This is a genomic window from Mycobacterium sp., assembly GCF_049802695.1.
Lineage (GTDB): Bacteria > Actinomycetota > Actinomycetes > Mycobacteriales > Mycobacteriaceae > Mycobacterium.
Genome location: NZ_JBARMY010000340.1, coordinates 1 through 20908, shown reverse-complemented (window position 1 = coordinate 20908; position 20908 = coordinate 1). Strand labels below are relative to the sequence as shown.

General features: G+C 64.0%; 21 protein-coding genes and 2 pseudogenes. 13 read left to right on the top strand and 10 right to left on the bottom strand.

Going from position 1 to position 20908, the window contains the following annotated elements:
* The first annotated feature begins 246 nt into the window (after positions 1-246).
* The gene (locus tag WA317_RS14025) at positions 247-1602 is read left to right on the top strand and encodes a lipase family protein (protein WP_425173608.1); all 1356 of its coding nucleotides are present in this window, start codon (positions 247-249) and stop codon (positions 1600-1602) included.
* A 19-nt stretch (positions 1603-1621) separates the two neighbouring features.
* Here the strand turns inward: WA317_RS14025 and WA317_RS14020 are convergent, their stop codons facing one another.
* From WA317_RS14020 to WA317_RS14005, 4 genes are all read right to left on the bottom strand, one after another.
* Positions 1622-1915, bottom strand: coding sequence for an ANTAR domain-containing protein (locus WA317_RS14020; RefSeq protein ID WP_425173606.1), 294 nt, complete (start codon positions 1913-1915; stop codon positions 1622-1624).
* A 194-nt stretch (positions 1916-2109) separates the two neighbouring features.
* Positions 2110-4287 carry a glutamine synthetase III gene (locus WA317_RS14015; RefSeq protein WP_425173607.1) on the bottom strand — a complete coding sequence of 726 codons (2178 nt, stop codon included), beginning with the start codon at positions 4285-4287 and terminating at the stop codon, positions 2110-2112.
* Positions 4288-4416: 129 nt separating this feature from the next.
* A complete protein-coding gene (locus WA317_RS14010; protein WP_425173605.1) occupies positions 4417-5325 on the bottom strand; it encodes an alpha/beta fold hydrolase in 909 nt (302 codons plus the stop codon).
* Positions 5326-5389: 64 nt separating this feature from the next.
* Entirely contained in the window at positions 5390-6220 is an 831-nt protein-coding gene (locus WA317_RS14005) for a transglutaminase-like domain-containing protein (RefSeq protein ID WP_425173604.1), read from the bottom strand.
* 192 nt (positions 6221-6412) lie between these two features.
* On the opposite strand from WA317_RS14005, the pseudogene WA317_RS14000 reads away from it, so the two are divergent.
* The 3 genes and pseudogenes from WA317_RS14000 to WA317_RS13990 form a co-directional block, all read left to right on the top strand.
* Positions 6413-6550 (top strand): annotated as a pseudogene (locus WA317_RS14000) (nuclear transport factor 2 family protein); the annotation flags it as partial.
* A 69-nt stretch (positions 6551-6619) separates the two neighbouring features.
* Complete coding sequence (locus tag WA317_RS13995; RefSeq protein ID WP_425173603.1) at positions 6620-6784, top strand: hypothetical protein; 165 nt, start codon at positions 6620-6622, stop codon at positions 6782-6784.
* Between the two features lie 10 nt (positions 6785-6794).
* Complete coding sequence (locus WA317_RS13990; RefSeq protein ID WP_425173602.1) at positions 6795-8258, top strand: MmgE/PrpD family protein; 1464 nt, start codon at positions 6795-6797, stop codon at positions 8256-8258.
* A gap of 1031 nt (positions 8259-9289) precedes the next feature.
* On the opposite strand, the gene WA317_RS13985 is transcribed toward WA317_RS13990, so the two are convergent.
* The 4 genes and pseudogenes from WA317_RS13985 to WA317_RS13970 all read right to left on the bottom strand — a co-directional run bounded on the left by WA317_RS13985 (position 9290) and on the right by WA317_RS13970 (position 13455).
* Complete coding sequence (locus WA317_RS13985) at positions 9290-9775, bottom strand: STAS domain-containing protein (protein ID WP_425173601.1); 486 nt, start codon at positions 9773-9775, stop codon at positions 9290-9292.
* Between the two features lie 295 nt (positions 9776-10070).
* Positions 10071-11902, bottom strand: a pseudogene (locus tag WA317_RS13980) (APC family permease).
* The gene (locus tag WA317_RS13975) at positions 11896-13152 is read right to left on the bottom strand and encodes a fatty acid desaturase family protein (RefSeq protein ID WP_425173600.1); all 1257 of its coding nucleotides are present in this window, start codon (positions 13150-13152) and stop codon (positions 11896-11898) included. Before WA317_RS13975 ends, WA317_RS13980 begins: the two are co-directional and overlap by 7 nt.
* A 123-nt stretch (positions 13153-13275) precedes the next feature.
* Positions 13276-13455, bottom strand: a complete 180-nt coding sequence (locus WA317_RS13970) for a DUF6131 family protein (protein ID WP_425173599.1) — start codon at positions 13453-13455, stop codon at positions 13276-13278.
* Positions 13456-14599: 1144 nt separating this feature from the next.
* Between WA317_RS13970 and WA317_RS13965 the strand changes: the two genes are divergently transcribed.
* The 8 genes from WA317_RS13965 to amaP all read left to right on the top strand — a co-directional run bounded on the left by WA317_RS13965 (position 14600) and on the right by amaP (position 18161).
* On the top strand, positions 14600-14773 hold the full coding sequence (locus WA317_RS13965) for a CsbD family protein (protein WP_425173598.1): 174 nt from the start codon (positions 14600-14602) through the stop codon (positions 14771-14773).
* A gap of 125 nt (positions 14774-14898) precedes the next feature.
* Complete coding sequence (locus WA317_RS13960) at positions 14899-15315, top strand: hypothetical protein (protein WP_425173597.1); 417 nt, start codon at positions 14899-14901, stop codon at positions 15313-15315.
* A gap of 157 nt (positions 15316-15472) precedes the next feature.
* Positions 15473-15943, top strand: coding sequence for an Asp23/Gls24 family envelope stress response protein (locus WA317_RS13955; RefSeq protein ID WP_425173596.1), 471 nt, complete (start codon positions 15473-15475; stop codon positions 15941-15943).
* Positions 15940-16395: a hypothetical protein gene (locus tag WA317_RS13950; RefSeq protein ID WP_425173595.1), complete on the top strand. Its 456-nt coding sequence runs from the start codon at positions 15940-15942 to the stop codon at positions 16393-16395. The genes WA317_RS13955 and WA317_RS13950 overlap by 4 nt, the downstream gene beginning before the upstream one ends.
* Positions 16396-16409: 14 nt before the next feature.
* Positions 16410-16592, top strand: coding sequence for a hypothetical protein (locus WA317_RS13945; protein WP_425173594.1), 183 nt, complete (start codon positions 16410-16412; stop codon positions 16590-16592).
* Positions 16593-16648: 56 nt separating this feature from the next.
* Entirely contained in the window at positions 16649-17035 is a 387-nt protein-coding gene (locus WA317_RS13940; protein WP_425173593.1) for an Asp23/Gls24 family envelope stress response protein, read from the top strand.
* 20 nt (positions 17036-17055) lie between these two features.
* A complete protein-coding gene (locus tag WA317_RS13935; RefSeq protein ID WP_425173592.1) occupies positions 17056-17586 on the top strand; it encodes a DUF6286 domain-containing protein in 531 nt (176 codons plus the stop codon).
* Positions 17586-18161, top strand: a complete 576-nt coding sequence (amaP, locus tag WA317_RS13930) for an alkaline shock response membrane anchor protein AmaP (RefSeq protein ID WP_425173591.1) — start codon at positions 17586-17588, stop codon at positions 18159-18161. Before WA317_RS13935 ends, amaP begins: the two co-directional genes overlap by 1 nt.
* Positions 18162-18251: 90 nt before the next feature.
* Here amaP and WA317_RS13925 read toward each other — a convergent pair whose 3' ends face one another.
* Together WA317_RS13925 and WA317_RS13920 are read right to left on the bottom strand one after the other, a co-directional pair.
* Entirely contained in the window at positions 18252-18839 is a 588-nt protein-coding gene (locus WA317_RS13925) for a hypothetical protein (protein ID WP_425173590.1), read from the bottom strand.
* Between the two features lie 193 nt (positions 18840-19032).
* On the bottom strand, positions 19033-19836 hold the full coding sequence (locus WA317_RS13920) for a GAF and ANTAR domain-containing protein (RefSeq protein ID WP_425173589.1): 804 nt from the start codon (positions 19834-19836) through the stop codon (positions 19033-19035).
* A gap of 514 nt (positions 19837-20350) precedes the next feature.
* On the opposite strand from WA317_RS13920, the gene WA317_RS13915 reads away from it, so the two are divergent.
* Entirely contained in the window at positions 20351-20638 is a 288-nt protein-coding gene (locus WA317_RS13915; RefSeq protein ID WP_425173588.1) for a DUF7427 family protein, read from the top strand.
* The last annotated feature ends 270 nt before the right edge of the window (positions 20639-20908 follow it).

Sequence of the window (20908 nt, the reverse complement as noted above, 5' to 3'; positions counted from 1 at the left end):
GACTCAGACCAACAAATTTCGGGGCCGGAAGTCATGTTACCGTGAGAAGCTAATCCTCAGCGTACACTCGTAAACAAGATTTCATCAATGCCACACAGTAAATTTCCAGGTAGAAGCAAGGCTTAGGCAGACTCGCGTACAGCCGTTCACGCACAGGTGTATCGATCGGCCCCGCGGCCGATTTAGTACGAAGCCAAACCTGGGTACCAGTCATTCAACAGTCTCAAACATCTCAAATAGGAGCCGATAGTGGAAGCTGGTGACCCGGCAACACCCGGCGGCGACTCGTGGCCGGGGTGCGTCACAGATGCGGAGATGCGTCGGGGCGCTCGCCCGCTGCTGCCGGGCGTAGACCCGTTCTACGTCCCGCCGACCGGATACCAGCACGCCCGCCCCGGCGAATTGTTGCGGTCGCGCGACGTCGAGCTGGCGTTTCTGAGCGTCATACCGCAGCGCTTCAGGGCGACCCAGCTGTTGTACCGAAGCACCGACTTGCGAGGCGAACCGGAGGCCGCGGTGACCACTGTGGTGGTGCCGCGGCGGCGTGATGCCGACACGCCCTGCCCGGTGGTGTCGTATCAATGCGCCATCGATGCGGTCGCCGAACGGTGTTTCCCGTCGTATGCGCTGCGCCGCGGCGCCAAGGCCGTCGGGGCGCTGGCGCAACTCGAGCTGTTGCTGATTGCGGCGCTGCTCGCTGAGGGCTGGGCGGTGTCGGTGCCGGACCACGAAGGGTGTCAGGGCATGTGGGGAGCCCCATACGAGCCCGGATACCGCATCCTCGACGGCGTTCGTGCCGCGCTGAGTTGCGATCGCCTGGCATTGTCGCCGTCGGCACCGGTCGGCTTGTGGGGCTATTCCGGCGGCGGTTTCGCCTCGGCCTGGGCCGCTGAGTTGAGCGCGGGATACGCGCCGGAACTCAATATCGTCGGCGCCGTGCTGGGGTCACCGGTTGCCGACCCCGGCAGGATCGGCCGCCGTCTGAACGCCACTTTCTGGGCTGGTCTTCCCGGCCTGGTGATTGCGGCGATGACGCAGATCTACCCGGAGATCGAGCGAATCGTCGAGGTTCACGCGACACCGGACGGCAAGGCGCTGCTGGCCAAGTTGTCGAAGATGACGACGGCGGCGGCGGTCTTCGGACTGCGGAACACCGACATCAACGACTACATGGACCTGACGATGGACGAAATGTGGGAGCTGCCCGAAGTGGCGCACATCCTCGAGGCCATGAAGCTGGGCACCGCCGGACCCGCCGCCCCGGTGCTGATCGTGCAGGCCGTCAACGACAAGGTCATCGACGTCGCCGCCATCGACGAGCTCGTCGAAACATACCGTGCGGCAGGCACTTCCGTCACCTATCACCGCGACCGGTTCAGCGAGCACCTGCTGCTGCACACACTGTCGGCGCCCATGACGCTGCGCTGGCTGCGCGACCGGTTCGCCGGCCGTCCGCTCAGCACGCATCTGGCGCGCACCACGTGGCCGACGCTGTTCAACCCGTCGACCTATCGAGGATTACTCCGGCTGGCCGCGATCACGACGAAGGTGGCCACCGGGCGCAGGGTCGGGCGTCGCCCGCTGTCGAAGTTCGACGGCTGACGATCTGACGTCTTCGGTCTCAGCAGGCCGGCACAGCCGGCCGGGTGAACAGTTCACCCCATTCGTGCCGAGCTGCCGACTGTGCGCTGCTGAAGGTGTGCGGCACCTTGCCCCCGTCCCCGGCGAGACGCACAAGCGCCCATGCCAACGCGAAGACCGGCACCTTGTGCCGCCGTGCGGCGGCAAGTAGCTCATCAGACGCCGACTGTGAGGGGCACCGGCGCAGACCGATGAGAATGCCCCGCGCGGTGTCGAGGATGCGACCACCGTGCAGGCCGGAAGGTACCTGAGCGGGAACCCAGTCCACCGTCATGCTGCACGTCCCTGCTGTGGAGCTGTCACCACCTGTGTTTTCGCGGTGGCTGCCCGTTATTGCCCAATTTCGCACGGTGCCATCATTTGTGGATTGTCCAGCTTCTGCCAGAGCACGGCGGGTATCGGTATCTACCTGTAACCGTCCTGAGATGCCCGGCATTTACCGCCGGCGGTCCACTGAGGGGCCGGGCGTCAGAGGATATAGAGCATCTCCTGGTAGGTCGGCAGCGGCCAAAGGTCGTCGGCCACCACACCTTCCAGCATGTCGGCGGCAGCACGGATCTCCGCCATCGCCGGCAACAGCTCTTCTTGTGCATGCTTGGCCTCGTCGAGCACCGACGCCGCCGAGTGGTCGGACAGCGCAGTCTTCAGCTTCACCAGACCCGCCTCGAGATCGGCGATCGGTGCTGAAACTGCTTCCAGCGCAGCAGTGCTGGACTCCACGCCGGCGGCCTTCAACGCCGCGACGTTCTGCGCAAGCTCGGTCTGATAGCGAAGCGCGGCCGGCAAAATGATCGTCGTGCCGATCTCCAGAGCCAGCTTGGCCTCGACGCCGACGGTCAGCACGTAGTGCTCCAAACGGACCTCGTAGCGGCTGTGCAGCTCACGCTCGTTGAAAACCCCGTACTTCTCGAACAGTTCGATCGAATCGGGCTTGATCAGCTCCGGAACAGCGTCCAGGGTGGTCTTGAGATTCGGTAGGCCGCGTTCGGCCGCTTCGATGTGCCAGTTCTCGGAGTAGCCGTCCCCGTTGAACACCACCGCGCCATGCTCGGTGATGACTTCGGTGAGCAGCTTCTGCACTGCTTTGTCGAAGTCCTCGCCGTCGGCAACGGCCTGCTCCAAGATCGTCGCCATGTAGTCCAACGAGTCCGCCATGATCGTGTTGAGCACGATCATCGGCACGGCAACCGTCTGTCCGGACCCCGGTGCCCGGAACTCGAAGCGGTTGCCGGTGAACGCGAACGGGCTGGTGCGGTTGCGGTCGCCGGGGTCGGTCGGTAGCGGCGGCAAGGTGTCAACGCCGATGATCATGGTGCCCTTGCCCTTCGACGACGTGGCTGCACCTTTGGCGATCTGCTCGAACACGTCGGCGAGCTGTTCACCGAGGAAGATCGAGATGATCGCCGGCGGCGCCTCGTTGGCGCCCAACCGGTGGTCGTTGGTCGCCGACGCGACCGAAACTCGCAGCAGGCCGGCGAACTTGTGCACGGCACGGATCACCGCGGCGCAGAACACCAGGAACTGCGCGTTCTCGTGCGGGGTGTCCCCCGGTACCAGCAGCGAACCCAGCTCGGCGTTGCCCACCGAGAAGTTGACGTGTTTACCCGATCCGTTGACACCGGCGAACGGCTTCTCATGGAACAGGCATTCCATGCCGTGCTTCTTGGCGATGGTCTTGAAGATCGTCATCAGCAGCTGCTGGTGGTCAGAGGCGATGTTGGCCCGCTCGAACATCGGCGCTATCTCGAACTGGCCAGGAGCCACCTCGTTGTGCCGCGTCTTGGCGGGAATGCCGAGTTTGAATAGTTCCCGCTCGGTATCCATCATGAATCCCAGCACCCGCTCGGGCACTGCGCCGAAGTAGTGGTCGTCGAATTCCTGACCCTTGGGCGGTTTGGCGCCGAACAGCGTCCGGCCCGCGTTGATCAGATCCGGTCGGGCCAGGAAGAAGTGCCGGTCGATTAAAAAGTACTCCTGCTCGGGACCGCAGAATGAGACGACGTGATTGAGGTTCTTGTGGCCGAACAGCGTCAGGATCCGCTCGGCTTGTGCGCCCATGGCTTGCTGACTACGTAGCAGCGGAGTCTTGTAGTCCAGCGCCTCGCCGGTCATCGACACGAAGATGGTTGGGATGCACAGCGTGTTGCCGTTCGGGTTCTCCAGGATGTAGGCCGGGCTGGTGACGTCCCAACCGGTGTAACCGCGCGCCTCGAAGGTGCTGCGCAGCCCACCCGACGGGAAGCTGGAGGCGTCGGGTTCGCCCTGGATGAGCGTCTTGCCCGCGAATTCGGCCAGCGTCTGCCCGTCCGAAGTCGGCTCCAGAAAGCTGTCGTGCTTTTCCGCGGTAAGGCCCGTCATCGGGTAGAAGACGTGGGCGTAGTGGGTGGCGCCCCTTTCCAGCGCCCAGTCCTTCATGGCCACCGCAACCGCGTCGGCGACGGCAGGGTCGAGCTTGACGCCTTTGTCGATGGTCGCGACCACGGACTTGTACACCGCCTTGGGCAGCCGCGCCTGCATCTCCGCCTTGGTGAAGACGTTAGACCCGAAAACGCCGCCTGGCTCTTCACCGGGATCGAAGCTGACTGCCGGAGGCTCGTACGCCTCGACACCGATGATTGCCTGCAGCCGTACCGCGTTGCCGCTCAATAGAGTCCCTATCGCCGAGATGCATCGCATCTGAAAACCGTTGGATATTGCTCGAACGACACTAGGGACGGTTGATGGCGGAATTGTTACGCCGCTGTCAACGCCAGAATGCGCCGTGATCTCGTCGCGTTAATCGCCCGGCGCCGCGGCTCGGCCGATGTGGTCGAGCAGATGGCTCAGTACCGCATCCGGCGCCTCGATCTGCGGCCAATGCCCGATGTCGTCGCCGAGCAGAACGACGTCCGCGTTCGGAATGATCTGGCGGTAGCGCTCGGCCATATGCCGACCGGAGTTCGGATCGGCGGGTCCGTCTATGAGTCGCATGGGTATCGCCGTGTGCCGCATGGCCCGCACCCATCGGTTGCGGTGCACCACTCGATCGTTGACGAATCCGCCGACCTTGTGGGTGACCCGCTTACCGTCGTTGTACTCGAGGATCTCGTTGAACAGCCGACGCGTCCGCCGTGAGGGTTTGGTGTTCGGCCCGAACAGCTCGTCGATGGACCGGTCGAGCATGCGACTGGACAACAGGGTGCCGCGGAATCGGCTCGCTATCGCGCCGAACGGGGTCTGTGACAGCAGGATCTGCACCCGTCGCGGCGTGTAGCTTTCGTTGAACAGCCCGCCGTTGAGCCAGGTCAGCGAGTCGATTCCGAAGGAGCCGTGCGACTGTTGACCGGTGTCGTGGCGGGCCAGCAGCTCTTGAGCAACGGAATCACCGATGTCGTGGGCGACGATATGGCAGTTCCGGATCCCGAGCTGTGCCAGCAGGGCCTCATGCATATCGGCGTGGTCGTGCACCGAGTATCCGTACGCGAACGGCTTGTCGGAGAAACCCATCCCCAACATGTCCGGCGCGATGACAGTGAACTGGCCGACCAGCGCCGGCCAGATCGTTGCCCAATCCCAGGAGTTGAACGGATAACCGTGAATCAACAGCATCGGTGGTCCGCTGCCCTCGACCCGGTAGAAGACGTTGAAGCCGAGGTAGTCGAAGTAGCGCCCGCCGGCTTTCCACTGTTCGAGTTCGGCATCCACCCGTCAAGCATGCGACAGCCCGGTGCCCCGGTTTGCTGGTTGCAAGAAACTCGAGAAGGTCGCGCTACCGGATGCTGACCAGTTGCGCCACGGAATCTCTGGGCAGCTCCCCGTCGACCACTGCGGTGATCCAGGTGCTCGTCAGCGTCATGGCGCCTCTGTGGTTGTCCAGGAAGGCGGTGTCGGCGGCGTCTCGACCGGTTGCGATGCGCACGATCGACTGCCGCGGCGCCAGGCACGTCGCGTCGACCACCCGCCACACGCCGTCGACGTAGGCCTCAGCCACGGCGTGAAAATCCATCGGGTCACACCCCGGCGCGTACACGGCGGCCAGCCGGGCCGGCACGTTGAGTGCACGCAGCAGTGCGATCACCAGATGCGCGTAGTCGCGACACACCCCAGCGCCCGCCAGCAACGTATCGGCGGCGCCGTCGATCGGATCACTGGAGCCGGGAACGTATTTCAGCCGGGTGCCCACCCACGAGGACACCTTCTCCAGCAGCGACACCGAGGCGCCGTACTGCTGGAACTCGGTTGCGGCGAAGCCGAAGAACTTGTCGGCTTCGGCGTATCGGCTGGGGCGAAGGTAGGTGATCAGGTCGATGTCGCGGATCGGCGGCGGGTCGGCCTGGCCGGCCACCGACGCCGAATACGACAGCGTCACCGTCCCTTTGCCGACGTCCAGTTGATGAATGCGCGTCAAGTGTTGGCCGACAATCTCTTTCGACTCGACGGGTTCACCGTTCAGCGTGATCGTCAGCGACTCACTGACATGGATGCCCGGCAACCGCGCGACTGCGATTTGAAAATCTAGAGTGGTCGGTTCGGTCACCTCGAGCTCGATGCGTGCGCCTACTTCTCGTTTGAGATCACGCGTGTTGATGCCCTGCCCCACCTCTCTGCTGATCCATCACCGGAAGGCTGCCGACCGGCCCTGGATGGCTTGGCGTCGAACACTGCCGTGACAACCGTCAAGCTACCAGCGGCTGCCGCTCAGCGCGGGGCGACGACGCCATTATCGTAGGCAAAGACAATTGCGGCGGCGCGGCCAGCTTTTCCCATCAGCGTGAGCCAGGTCGGTACTCGCCACGTCGGTCTCGACCATTTCGGCCGGTATCGAGACACCTTGGTGCCCGACCGGAATGGCTGGCGGATCAAGCATCGCAAGGTCTGCACCGACTGGGTGGCCCCCGAGTCGGCGATGGCCGGGGAACGCCGCCCCTGAGCCGTCGGAGGCTAAACTCCCGTAGGAGATCCGGCCCCGGCAGCCCTGCCAACGACACAGGAAGAAGTCATGCTCCCCATTGAGGCGACACTTCGTCAAGAATTGCGCGACTGCGCCCTCGAATTACGACAACTGGCGTACACCGTGCCCGACGGCGTTGGTGAGCACGAGCTGCTGCGACTGTCCGAACGGATGCGTGCCGCGGCCAACCGGGCGGTCGCCAAGGGGGCATAGCCGGCTTCCGATGGACGCCACTCACGATGTTGATCGACTCGGCCGGTTCGTGGTCGAAGCCCAGCTCTCCGACATCGGAGCGTCGCTGCCCACGCTCAAACGCAATGTTCTCGACAGCATCGCTTGCGCCCTGGGTGCTCTCGACGGCGAGCTGATTCCCGCGATCCGGGCGCACGCCGAACAGTTCAGCAGCCGCCCGACGACGACCTTCATCGGCGGCGGACGTGTCTCGGTGGACCAAGCAGCCTTCTTCAACGCCGTGCTGGTGCGCTACCCCGACCTGCTGGACACCTTTCTCACACCGGGCGGGTTGTGTCACCCCGCCGACAACCTCGGCGCCATCCTGGCAATGGCCGAACACGTCGGAGCCACTGGTGCCGACTTCCTGCTCGCCCTGGCCGTCGCCTACGAGGTGCAATGCCGGTTCAGCGCGCAGGTGCCGGTCATGGCGCACGGACTCAATCACGCTCTGCAGCTGGCTATGTCGGTGGCCGCCGGTGCAGCCAAGCTGCTCGACTTCGACGCCGGGCACACCGCCTCAGCCATCGCCGCATCGGCTGCCGACAATGTGTCGCTGGCCGCCGTCCACGCCGAGCCGGTATCGACCTGGAAGGGAATCTCCCCGGCGGTCACCGGGATGCGGGCGGTGTACACCACGCTGCTGGTCGGCCGCGGCGTCTCCGGCCCCCGCTCGTTGCTCGAGGGACCCAACGGCCTGGTGCAACTGTTCGACCAGCCCATTGATTTCCGTACCGACGACCATGCGTTGACGTGCGTGGAACTGACGTATCTGAAGAAGTATTGCGCTTTGATCCACGGGCAGAGCGTCATCGACGCCACTTTGGCTCTCCGTGATGAATACCAGTTCAGCGCAGGCGATATCGCACGTGTCACGCTCGAGGTGTTCGAGGGCGCCTACGACATCGCCGGCGGCGGGCGCTACGGCGACAAAGACCATCCGCAGAGCAAAGAGCAAGCCGACTACAACCTGAAATACCTCGCCGCCGTAGCGCTGCTCGACGGCCAAGTCGGGCCGGAGCAGCTCGAAACGACACGCGTCCGTCGCGACGACGTGCAGAACCTGCTGCGCCGTGTCACCGTGGTGGCGGCCGCCGACCTGACGGCCGCTTACCCTGGGCGTACGTCGACGCGGGTTCGAATCGAAACGCTCGACGGCAGCAGCGTCGAGCGGGAACAATCCGATTTCGAGGGATCGCCCAGCCGCCCGATGACGTGGGATCGTGTCGTCGAGAAATTTCATTGGCTGGCAGAGCCTTTCGCTGACGACAGCCTGCGAGCCGACATCATCGGCGCGGTGGAGAAACTAGGTGATATCCGGATCACCGAACTTACCGGTCTACTGGGCTCGGTGAGCCCCAATGCGAAACGCCCCCGCAGCCGGGGCCGGCTGGGGTTGCTCAGGGCGACTGAAGGCCGTCAGGATCGCGAGCCGGGATCGGCCGATCGTCAATAGCGATGCGAACGTCGAAGGCCCCGCCAGGAAACGGTATCCGCAACCGATACTCTCGCCGGGCGAGACGCGTTGGGCTGTGGGAAGACTGACATGCGGAAAGACGTTGGCCTTTTGCATCCCGCTTGTTGACCGACTCGCAGGTGCGCCATCCGTTAGGCCAAAGGACAGTCCAATCGATTGACCTTTTCGACTCTTCTTGACAGCCCTGGTTGCCAGCCGTTCCGAACCAGAGATCGAGGCGACTCGGGCGCCGGGGGCGTATGCTCGCAGCACTGGGACCAACATAGGCCCCCATATCAAAGGGGCGCGATGTCTGACAAATCTCCCCGGCAAACTATGACCAAGAAGTCGGGTAGTTCGCTGAAAGAGAAACGCGCTGCGAAGCGCAATAAGGCCAGCCAGGTTTCGCAGACTGAGGCTTTGCTGCACACCAAAAAACGCTGAGGCCACGATCCCTAAAGGTCCTCGGGCCGTGCGAGTGACCGCCGTCTGCAATTCAACATGAAGGCTTCTGGGGTGATTGAGTCTGTCCGTTTCGTCGAACGGACGGCGTTAGTCGTCCCGGGTGTATCAAACAACCATTGTCGAGCGACTTACCTCGAAGACCACATGCTGCCTGGCGAAGCTTCGTGACGATCAATCAGCTTCGGCCGCCCGGCGTGGCAGCAACCCCGCTGCGGGTAACCACCGCGTTGGGCGGTCTCCCCCGGGACCAGCGTCCCGACATCGTCCACATTTTTTGACCGCATACCGCTCAGCCTTCTTATCGGCCACTGTCGACCACACTGCGGGAGGCCGGCCTGCCGGCGCCGGGAGAAACGACTTGGTACCTAGACCTTGCGGACGGCCACTATCGACACTCGGCCGTAAGCCCCGGCGCCTAACCTCAGCACCCGGGAAGCCTGGGTGGCCCACTTCAACGGTCAACCAGAGTGCTCAGCGGCCGTCGCGGCGCCGGATTCACATCAAGCTCGGCGATCGCTTCTGTCAAGGGCCGCTGTTCATTACGGACCTGTCTGTGCCGCCGCAGACTAAGCACATCGTGCATTCACATCTCGAGGACCGTCCGGGGTCTTCGCGAGCGCGATGGGCTGTGGTGGACGGTCAGGCCGGTATTGAACGATTGCTATCGTTGCCTCGAGCGTGCTGGCGGCGGGCAGCAAGCCCTGTGGATCACTGATTCGCAGCAACCGGGAGACTGCCTCGCCGGATATTACTGCCCAGTCTATGCTGACGCGAGCGCAACACACGGAAACCCTGTGCAGGGCCGAGAAACCCTCAGTGCCAAAGAAGTCCAGGTCACGCAAATCAAGGATCAGTCCGCGGCAACGCATCAGATGCCCCAGCGTGTATTCGGTCAGGGTGTCAGCGTTGGATGCGTCGATGCTGCCGTGGGCGCTGATGACAGCTACCGACGACCTGAGCCGACGACTGGCTAACCGTACGGAGCGACCTTCCCAGGGCTGGGAAAGAAAGTTGCCGTTCGGCAGCGCGGAGGGGGCGGGCGGAGTATTCATGGTGGTCCCGACATGCGGCGTCACCGGTGTGTTCGGCGCGAGCAATGCTCTGCGAGGACAGCGGCGGACAGCTGACCCCATCCCGGACTGGTTGAGAGTCTCAACTCGGTTGACGTTCCACCCTGCCCGAGCAATCGTCAACACCCGCGGATCGCATCTTGCTGGGTCACAACGAACGGTCAATGACAGCGGCGTGTGTCCGCCGTGAGAACACCTCGGGGGCGCGTGACACACCGGGAATGGTCGGATTCTGCGGCACCCGCCTGGGAGCTTGTCTTCAGGAGTAGGCAAATGCTCAGTCCAAGCGAATCGGAAGCGTGGCGACGATGGCATCGGTGCGCGCGCGAATTGTTGCGGCGAGCAGCGGGCCGCGTTGGTTGTGCAAGATTCGGTACCGTCGGCGCCTCGGTTCGATGTAGGCGAGCATGACGATGACGAAGAGTCCGTTCTCGACTTGGGTTCGCACAAAACCGACGGTGGGTGCCACCAGGGTGCGGTGCGGGCTGGGCAGGACCCGTAGATCAACCCCGGGGTCCCATTGTTTCCAGAGCTCGCATAGCCGGTGGGTGGCGGCGGGGTCGGTGTCGACGGCGACCGGAATCACTTCGCCGCCAAGCCGCATCGCGGCCTGCAGCGCACGCCCGACGACCGTGCTGATCGTGATGACCGGCACGATGACCATCGCTTCGCCGGAAGGTCTCGGAACGGGTTTGGGTGGCGGCCGGCCCAGATCCAACTGTTCGGCGACGTGATAGTAGTAGCGTTCGATCCGATCGAAGAGCAGCATCAGCCCGGGTACGATCAGCAGCAGCAGCCAGGCGCCCTCGGTGAATTTGCTGGCGAAGAGCACCACCCCGGCGACGGCGGTCAGCACCCCCCCGGTCCCGTTGAGTGCGGCTTTGCCCACCCAGCCGCGGCCCCGTTGTTGCAGCCAGTGCCGGACCAGTCCGGTTTGGCTGATCGTGAATCCGATGAAGACGCCGATCGCGAACACGGGCAGAAGTCGGTGGGTTTCGGCACCGACGAGGAGTAGCACTGCGCCGGCCAGCAAGCCTAAAGTGGCCACGCCGTAACGGAATACGGGGCGCTCGGCACGAAGCATGAACAGGTGCGGCAGCCGGTGGTCCTTGGCCAGCAGTTGCATCAGTACCGGCAGGCCGCCAAAGCTGGTGTTCGCCGCAAGAGCCAACACCAGAGTTACCGACAGGTTGGTCACATAGAACGGCCACCCTGTTCCAAATCCTCCCGCCGAGAGTTGCGCGAGTACCGTCACGTCGCCACGCGGTGTCACTTGGTGCAGCCGAATCAGCGCGGCCAGACCAATCAGCATGGCTGCCAACAACACTCCCAACGCGACCTCGGTGTGTTGGGCCCGCTTGACGATGGACGTCCGGAATTGGGGCACCGCGTTGGCGATTGCCTCGACTCCGGTCAGCGAGGAACATCCCGCCGCAAACGCCTTGAGAATCAACACCACCCCTAATGCCTCGGCCGCACGGGTGGGGCCCAGATCCATACCGATAATGGCTACCGGGTGCGGACGGATGAACCCGGTGATGATGATGGCGAAGATACTGACGATGAACACCATCGCCGGTCCATCAGCACCTTGGCCGACTCGGCGATTCCGACCAGGTTGAGGGCGGTGATCAGGGCAAGCCCGGCCAATGTCACGGCCAGCAGGTGATGCGCCATCGCCGGAAAGACGCTGCCCAGACTGGCTGCTCCGGCCGCCAGACTCACCGCGACGGTCAGCACGTAGTCGACGACCAGGCTCGCAGCAGCCAACAGGCTCACCGTCCGGCCGAGGTCCTTTTTGGCCACCGCGTAGGCTCCGCCACCGTTCGGGTGGACCGCGATCACCTGCCGGTACGAGACCACCAATACCAGCAGCAGCACCGTGATTGCTATCGCGATCGGCAGCGTCAACCGCACTGCGGCGGCACCCGCGGCGACCAGAATCAGCACGATCGCTTCGGGACCATAGGCGACGCTGGACAATGCGTCCAACGACAATGCGGCAAGACCGCCGATAGCCGTCAACCGATGCGTATCGCCGCGGTGGTGTCGCCGCACCCGACGATCAGCAATCTGATCGGCCCGTCGTTCCCGCTGGATGACTACCACTGTGTCGATTGAACATCCCGACGCCACTGGCGGACCGCCGCGATCGCTGTCTTGAGCCCGCGCCGGCGTCCTGTCGCCAGGTCTGTCCCCGCGAAACCGGGCTCCAGTTCGGTGAACATCCGCTCGCTGCGGGTCTCCGGAGCGTCGTCGGCGGTGTCGCGCAAGTAGCGGTCCGGCAGCGACAGTTTGGCGATGGTGCGCCACGTCTTGCCGTACTGCCTCAGAAACGAACCGGTGGTATACGGAAGGTCGTATTTGTCGCAGACCTGCCTGACCCGAACCGAGATCTCGTGCAGCCGGTTGCTGGGCAGATCGGGGTAAAGGTGATGCTCGATCTGGTAGCACAAGTTGCCGGTCATGAACCGCAGCGCCGGCCCGGCGTCAAAGTTGGCGCTGCCCAGCATCTGGCGCAAATACCACTGACCCCGGGTTTCGCCGATCATGTCGGTCTTGGTGAATTTCTCGGCGCCATCGGGGAAATGCCCACAGAAGATCACCGCGTTGGCCCAGATGTTGCGGATCACGTTGGCCACTATGTTGGCCTTCAGTGTGGATTTGTAGGTCGCCGCCGGCGACAGTGAGGTCAGCGCCGGGAACGCGACGTAGTCCTTGACCACTTGCCTTCCGGCCTTGTCGGAGAATTCGCGGATCTGCAGGAGGGTGGTTTCGCGATCCGATCCGCTCTTGAGGATTTTGCCGAACTCGATGGGCTGCAACCCGATTCCCCACTCAAATCCCAGCGCGAGGATGGTGTTGAACAGCAGATTACCGATGTTGTACGGCTTCCAGGGCTGGTCGCGAGTGACCCGCAGGGTGCTGTAGCCCACGTCGTCATCCATGCCGAGGATGTTGGTGTACTTATGGTGCTGATAGTTGTGAGTGGATTGCCAGTGCTTGGACGCCCCACTCATGTCCCACTCCCATGTCGAGGAGTGGATCTCGGGATCGTTCATCCAGTTCCACTGGCCGTGCATGACGTTGTGGCCGATCTCCATGTTCTCGATGATCTTGGCCAAACCAAGGCTCAGCGTTCCCGCCCACCATGCCGAGCGGTTCAAGCTGGCGGCCAGCATGAGCCGGCCGACTACCTCGAGAACGCGTTGCGCTGCGATAGTGCGGTGGATGTAGCGCGCGTCGTGCTCGCCACGAGAATCCTCAATGTCCAGCCGGATCGCATCCAGCTCAACGGCCAGATTCTCGATATCGGCGTCGGTCAGGTGAGCGAAGGCCGGAACGTCAGTTATCGCCAATCGTCTGCTTCCTTCTTTCGACTTCTACGTCGAGCCGGCATTCCCGGCAACGAAGAACCGCAACTTACTGCACCCGGCTCGGCCAGCCTCTGCTGGGCGAGCCGGGGAGTACATCGGGCCGGTTCAGTAGTAGTGGCGGCGGCCGCCGACGGCGTGTCCCATCCGTCCCACCACCAGCAGGATCAGGCCGACGACGAGGAGGATGACGCCGGCGACCAGAACAAGATGGGCGAAGGCGAAGGTCGGGACGAGGCTAGGGAGGACAAGCCCGAGGATGATGAGGACGATTCCAAGAACGATCATGACGGTTACCTAATTTCTGTGTAGATGTTGGGAGGAGGATTCCCTGGGTCAGCGTTTGACGGCGTCATTGGCTTGACTCCCAGCGGATTTGGCGTCGCTCCTGCCTGATCGGCGCGTCCTTCGGCGCAACGCGGCAGGGCCATCGAACCGGGTGCGCGGCAGCGGTTTCCCCGGCATCGTTGTGACGGTTCTTTCTCGCTCGGTCGCCGGTCACCTGGTCGACAACCGACGGGCACTCGTTTGGGTGGACGCGAACTTGTGCCCCCCGAACTCGGAGATATCGAGGGAATGAGCCGAATTTGCATGCCATCTCGACTGCAACGGGTAGACATCGGAATGCGCGGCGCGAGCAGACGCTCTGCAAGTTCAGCGGCGGACAGCCGAACTCGTTCCGGACTGGCTGAAGGACTCAGCAACAACAACATTACACCCGTTGGGGCCCGGGGGAGAGATGTTCTGACCTGACAGGTTGGGCACATTGGCTGCCCGCCGAGTGCGGTGTGGCCGCGGTGGTAATTGTAGGTGCGAAGCAAGTGGTAAGGGCCCAGGCAGCGGTCGACGTCGCTGCGGGGCACACGCCACCAGCACACCAGTGGCCTGTTCCGCGAGTTGGTCATCGACGCGCTGGCCGCTTTGGACGGTGATGACCTGTGTTAACCGCAACAGAAGACATGCCGATCGAAGAGATTCATTGGCGGAGAGGCTCATCCGCGCGATCGTGGCGTATTTCCCGCGCGTGCTCTTGTTTCGGCTGACCGGCGAACCTGCGCTGGGCGCGTAATCGAAGCAGCACTTCCTTCCTGGCGACCCTGTAGACCAGTGTTGTTGGCCAACGCTGTTGACACGGACGTCACCTAGGCGTCTACTGGTGTTCTAGCACCGGATTTAAAGGCATCGCCATGATGGTCATCATCGGATTAGCTGTTTTGCTCGTCGCGGTGATTTGGCGGGAGCGTCGGGGTGCTGGGCAATGCTGGGGCCACTCGGGCAGGGACAAGTTCCCCGCTCGGTCGCTGGACGCGTCGCCGGCAAACCATCGACGCCGGGCACATCGACGCCGCCTCGTAGACCACCGCGCGCCGCTTGATATCGCTCAGCCCGCCGTCGCGGTCTGTGACCACCGAAAAAATGAGAGGAATCCGCAATGAGCATCGGTAAGAAGCTCGCCCATAAAGCCGGAGCCGCCAAAGGCGCCACTAAGAAGTACTTCGGCCGCGCCACCGGCAATACCCGCCTGCGCACCGAGGGCCGCGCCGGCCAGGCCAGGGGCAACAGCAAACAGGCAGGCGCAAAAGTCAAAGACGTCTTCAAACACTAACCCGCTGCTCATCGGCCCCTAGCCGGGCCGACAGCTCGCATGATCCCTCGCCCCGCCGGCCAGCCGAAAGTCGACTGGCCGCACAGCGACCAATGACACCGCTATAACCAACAGAAGGAGCCGACATGGCTACCAGCACAACAGTTTTCATCATCGTGGCCGCGCTCGTGGCCCTCCTGCTCATCGCAGGACTCACCCGGGTGGCGCGCAACAAACGCAACCAAAAGCGCCATGTCGAAGCAGACAAGATCCGTGAGGACGCCCGGCAGGAAACACGGCAAGTCCAACAACAGGAAGCCCTCGCCGACGAGACCGCCGCCAAAGCCCGCGCCGCCCAAGCCGAAGCCGACGTCAAAACAGCACAAGCCTCAGGACTGCAACAACAAGCCGCGGTCCACCGCGGTGAAGCGGTCACCTCGCGCGACCACCTCAACGAGCAATGGGACCGCGCCGACACCTTGGACCCGGCGTCACAAACCGCCGAAACACCTCCATCAGGCGACCGCACGAAAACCCCTGGAGCACATCCAGTCTTCCATTAGGGTCTTAGTAACCAAGGTGGTCATGAGAGGCCGCAACTTAATCCTCTTGCGACACAACCAGATTGCTCCAGTGTCACAACCTTGACAAGCAACCCGAATCGTGGGTGGCCTGCCTAACCCAGCATCTCCGCCGAGCACAAAGAAAGAGTCCTCCCTAATGACGCAACTTGAACAGTCCACCAGTCCTGCCGCAAACAGCAACGCCACAGCCCCGAATCGGCCAGAGACCGACCACGGCAAGGTCACCGTCGCCGAGCACGTCGTCCAGAAGATCGCAGGGATCGCGTGCCGGGAGATCGGCGGCGTCCACGCGATGGGAAGCAGTACCGGCCGCACCTTCGGTGCGATCCGTGAAGCCTTCCCCGGCTCCATGGGAAACCCGAACGTCGCTCAGGGCGTTCGCGTCCAGGTCGGCGAAACGCAAGCAGCGGTTGATCTCGACATTGTCGTGGAATACGGCGTCACCATCGCTGACCTTGCTCAAAGCATCCAACGCAACGTCAAGCAGGCCGTCGAACGAATGACCGGCCTGGAGGTCGTGGAGGTCAACATCAACATTGACGACGTCCACCTGCCCAACGAACACGACGAGCATGAACACGACACCTCCTCACGCGGGGTGGCATGAGCAGTCGCGGCAGCCCGGTGATCGAGGGGGTGGACGTTGACGCGCTCGCCGCCGCCGTGCGGTCCTGCCAGGGTGTCGACGATCTGGAGCGCGGCCCGCTGGGCAGCGTCGCGACCTATCTACCCGGCCGCCAACTCGCGGGTATCCGCATTGGAAGCGACCGAGTGACCGTGCAGGTCAAAGGAACCTGGGGCGTATCTGTGCACGAGCTGGTCGCCCAAATCAAGCAGGCCGCAGCACCGTTCGTCGGTAACCGCACGGTCGACATCGTCCTCGCCGACCTGACCGATCCAACACCCCCCCAGGGTGCGCCCACCGCCCAAGACAGTCCCTCACCATGGACGACGCCGAACGCGGCTGCCGCGCCGAACGCCGAGAGTTCATCCGCGCCCACTGCTCCGTCCGTTCCGGCCCCGCCGGCCACCCCGACTGAACTCACCGGCCCCTGCTGAGATTGAGAGAAGACATGACCCGAACCACACTTGGCACCATCGTCGGACTGGCCCTCGGGCTGGCCCTGGCATTCGGCGGATTCGGCCAGATGCTGATCGTCGCCCTAGTCGGCGCGCTCGGCTTCATCGTCGCCAAAGTGCTCGACGGCGACATCGACCTGAGCCGCTACGCCTCGGGTCGACGCAGCGACCGATGACGGCCACAGCTGCGCCGGCAGCCCCCAGCGCCCCAAACAGCTCCGCGACTCCAGCAGTGGGACGCAACGAGCTCGGCGTGATCACCATCGACGATTCGGTGGTGACCAAAATCGCCGCCCGCGCCGCCTCGGAGATCCCTGATGCCGGCGCGGCCGCGCCGCGGGTCCTCGGCAAGTCCCTGCCCGGCGCCGGTTCCCTCGGGACGCGGGCAACCAGCCTTGACGAGCTACCCAAAGCCTCCGCTGAGGTCGAAGGCAGCGTCGTTTTCATCGAGCTGTCCATCAGTGTCCGGTGGCCCTGTTCAGTTCCGGCCGTGGCCCAGTCCGTGCGGCAACGCGTACGCGACCGGGTCACCGAACTCACCGGTCTGCACGTCGCCGAGGTCACCATCGAGGTCGCCGACCTCGTCACCCAGCTCGCCCCGCCGTCGCGGGTCCACTAACCCGGGAAAGGACGGCCCTTATGCGACTGATCAACCGGCCGTTGGCCGCTCTGCTGAGCCTCGCGCTCATCACCGTGGGTGTGCTGATCGTCATCGAGGTCGCCGCCGACCGCATCGTCAACCACCCTGCCCTCGTTCACTGGCACCGGGTCTATGACTGGGCTGAGCGCACCAGCTGGACCCAGGGCAGCGTTCGGGTCGGCGCCATCATGATCGCCATCCTGGGTGTGGTCCTGCTGCTCGCCGAACTCCGACGCGGCAAACCGCAGCGCCTGCCGGTCGACAGCGAGGTCACCGACGCCGCCTTTACCCGCCGCGGCGTCGCCGCGACCATCGGTGGCGCCGTCGACGACGTCGACGGCATCAACCACAGCACCGTCACGGTGAAACGCCGCAAGGTCACCGTTTACGCGACCACCGCAGGTCGTCAGCCCTACACCGCACAGTCGCTGCGCGAGCCCGCCACCGAGGCGGCCCAACGGCGGCTGGATATCCTCGCCCTTTCCCCCGCACCGACCCTGTCCGTGCGGGTCACCACCAGGAGCCGCTGATGCACGCCGACCGCACCAACCGCGCCATGCTCATCCTATTCGCGCTCCTGCTCATCGCCGTCGGCCTGATTGGGGCGTTGACCTCCTTCGGTGCGTTCGGCGTCCCTGCCGAACATGCCCGCCTGTTCGCCAACCCGGTCGGCATCTACGTCGGTCACCACGGTGCCTGGCTGTGGCTGGTCATCGCCGCCGCCGGCGTGGTAATGGCGTGGCTTGCGCTGCGTTGGCTGGCCGTGCTGCTGTTCTCCACCGACCGGCACGGTGACATCCGGCTCCCAGGGGACCGTTCCGCCGGGCGCACCACCCTGCTCGCTGCGGCACTGACCGACGCCGTCAGCGAGGAAATCCGCACCTACCCAGGCGTGCATTCCGCCAATGCGCGACTTATCGGCGACGCCACCAGCCCCGACCTGGTCATCGAGACGACCCTCGAGCAGAGCGCCAACCTGTCCGCGCTGCGTCAACGCATCGAAACCCACGCCGTAGCGCACGCCAGGCAAGCTGTGAACAACCCCAACCTCCCGGTCATCCTTGACCTCACCGTCAGCGACCGGCACGCCCGCAGGGTCTCCTGACCCGGCCGCCAGTCCGCAGCCAGGCCACCGGGCCGCGCGATTCTTAGGTGCGTAAAACACTAAGCCGATGTTGGGCTCCTGATCGGCGCGCTATGCCTCGGTCGGGTCTTCAGCGGTGAGCGTGTCGAGGATGAACTGGGCCGCGATGTGTCGATCGATGCCCGCGCCATCGGCTTGAACGTCCAATTTCGAATGAGCTTCCTCCGGGGTGAAGCCGCGGCCGATGAGAACCCCGAAGGCCTGATTGATGACCGACGCCGCACGCAGATACGCTGCGCCGTCCGACCCGGCAGGGGCGCCGAGGTGCTGATCGAGCGCGAAGTCGCTGGGCGGGCGGCCGGTTAGCCACGCCAGGTCTGCCGTGAGGTCGACAAATGTTCCCGGCGTCCCCGCATAGAGGATGAGGGCAATCGATGGAGATGCCCGGCCGTCACCGACACCTGGCAGCGTCAACCGAAGCGAGGTGCGAACATCGTCGGCCGCGCCGTCCTCAAGGATCGTTAACGTGAACGGCGGATCACTGCCGTCGATGATCACGCTAAGACCGAGGTAGGTGGACACCACCGCTTGGGCGTCGACTCTCAAGCGGTGCAGACTCTGCAGCACACCGGCATCGGGCTCGTCCAGGGCGGCGGTGAGGATGCCCAAATCGGCGGCTAGTGCCGCACCGATTTTCATGAGGGAACTGCTCCGCTGGGCGCTCCCGAGCGCGAATCGAGCTGCCGGTGCCGAACAGGCGAGTCGCCCTGCGCGGTGGGGAACACGGGACGCGGGCCAGGACCCATCCCGTTGACTGTTCCCCGCCCTCCAACCTACGCGCGTTTTACTGTGCAGCGACAGTTCGGTCGTGGGCCGACCTGGCGGTTCGGGCTCAGGTCGGGTTGTGTCGGGCTCGGGCGCGGCCGACGGCTTCATCGACGATGCGTTGGGACACCTCAGCCAATTTGCGATGTTCGGCTTGGCTGATGGCCCGCAGCTGTGTGAACGCCTCTTCCGCGCTGCGCCCGCTGCGTCCCCGGATCAGGCCGATCGCCTGGTCGATCACCGGGCGCGTCGACAGCGCCGTCTGCAACTGGGCGGTCAGCGCCAACGCGTGCGCGAGGATCTGGGCGTTGTGCACCGCCACCGCCGCGGGTTTGGCGAACAGCTCCCCCAGTTCAGCGGCGTGCTCATCGAAGATGTCTTTACCGCGTGCGTAGACATTGATCGCCCCGATCGCCTGATCCGACAGCATCAGCGGCAGCGACAGCGCGCTGTGTACGCCCAAGCGGCCCACCCGCGGACCGAACCGCGGCCACATCTTCTCCCCGCCCAACGACCCGGACCGCACCGTGCGCCGCTCCAGTGCCGCGGTGATGCAGGGCCCCTCCTTGAGGGTCACGTACTGAATGTGGTCGATCTCGGCGACAAAGGCCGCGCTGGCCGCCAACGCCTCCACCATGTTGTCCACCCGGTCGACCCGCAACAAAGTCACCCCGGCACCGTCGGCGCCCGGTATCGCGTGCACCGCGAACGTCGACACCTCAGCCAGCAACTCAGGCAAGCCCAGACTGCCCGCAACCAGGCCCGCCAGCTCGTCGATCCCGATCCGCAAGTCGGCGGCATCGGCGCTGGCCTGCAGCGTGCTCAGCGACCTCACCGGTAAGCCGCCGGCGTCCTCGGTGAACTCCGTCATACCTTCGCTTAATAATCTTTGGGAGCTGGGCATTAACACCGAATCCCAGCGCCCTGCCCACGGCGCAACGGTCACAAAGTGGTTGTCAAGGCAATAGTAACGCTGGAGCGGCCGGGATGAATCACACTGTCGCGCCAGTCGTCTGCGACGCCTCCGACGGGACCAAATCACTCTGCAGCCCAACCACCTGGGCGCACCGGTCCGCTCCCTGGACGACTGTCGGCTTCCCTTCATCGCACCGAGGAACTGGGAGTCCTTAAAAACTGTGCTGCGCGACGCCGTCCGTGCCGGCATAGTTCACCTCGACGTGATAGCCGACGAACTGCGCCCGGAACTGGCGAGGGCGTCACAACTTACCGAATCGCTGCGACTGTACGATTCCTCGTATCATTCGAATTAAACTGGCGGACTGGTTATTTCGAGAATTCCGATGAGAATCTGCGGAATTCACTGGTATCGGCGGCCGCAAGCGATTGGGTCAACGTCGGACGTACCTTCCCGGTTAGCGCTCACAATGAGAGGCGCGCCGGCTTTGGACGCCTACGACCTGATCGCCACCGATGACGAGCAGCTGACCAACGCGGCTCGCCGGTACTTCGAGTCGCGGCCGATTGTCACCACGTCGACGGTCCTGGTGACAGGCCTGCATCTGGTCGGCGGCATACCGTCGTGGTGCGATCCGATCACGTTGACGTTCGCCGGCTATCGACTGCTGCTGCGGCGTTTCCGGCTTCGCCACAAAGCAGAACGGTCGGACCGGCTAGTAGTGGCTGCGACGGTCCGTCGCACGGTTGCGGTATGAAGCGTGGAGCCACTCAGGGAAACCAAATGGGTTGCGACACGATCACCGATGCATACCGATTCGTAGCTCACTAATCCCACAAGCACCAGCCGACACTATCGTCACATCAGCCAACTGCGGACGTCTTGTGCGGCGCTTCGCTCTGGAAAGAGGTGGTATGGCGGCGTTTTCCCGGGCGGTCTCGGTGTCGATGGTTTCGGCGACCGCGATCGGACTCGTCATCGCGGGCGGCTTGGCGCCAGAGGCGGCCGCCGAGCCGTGCTCCGGGCC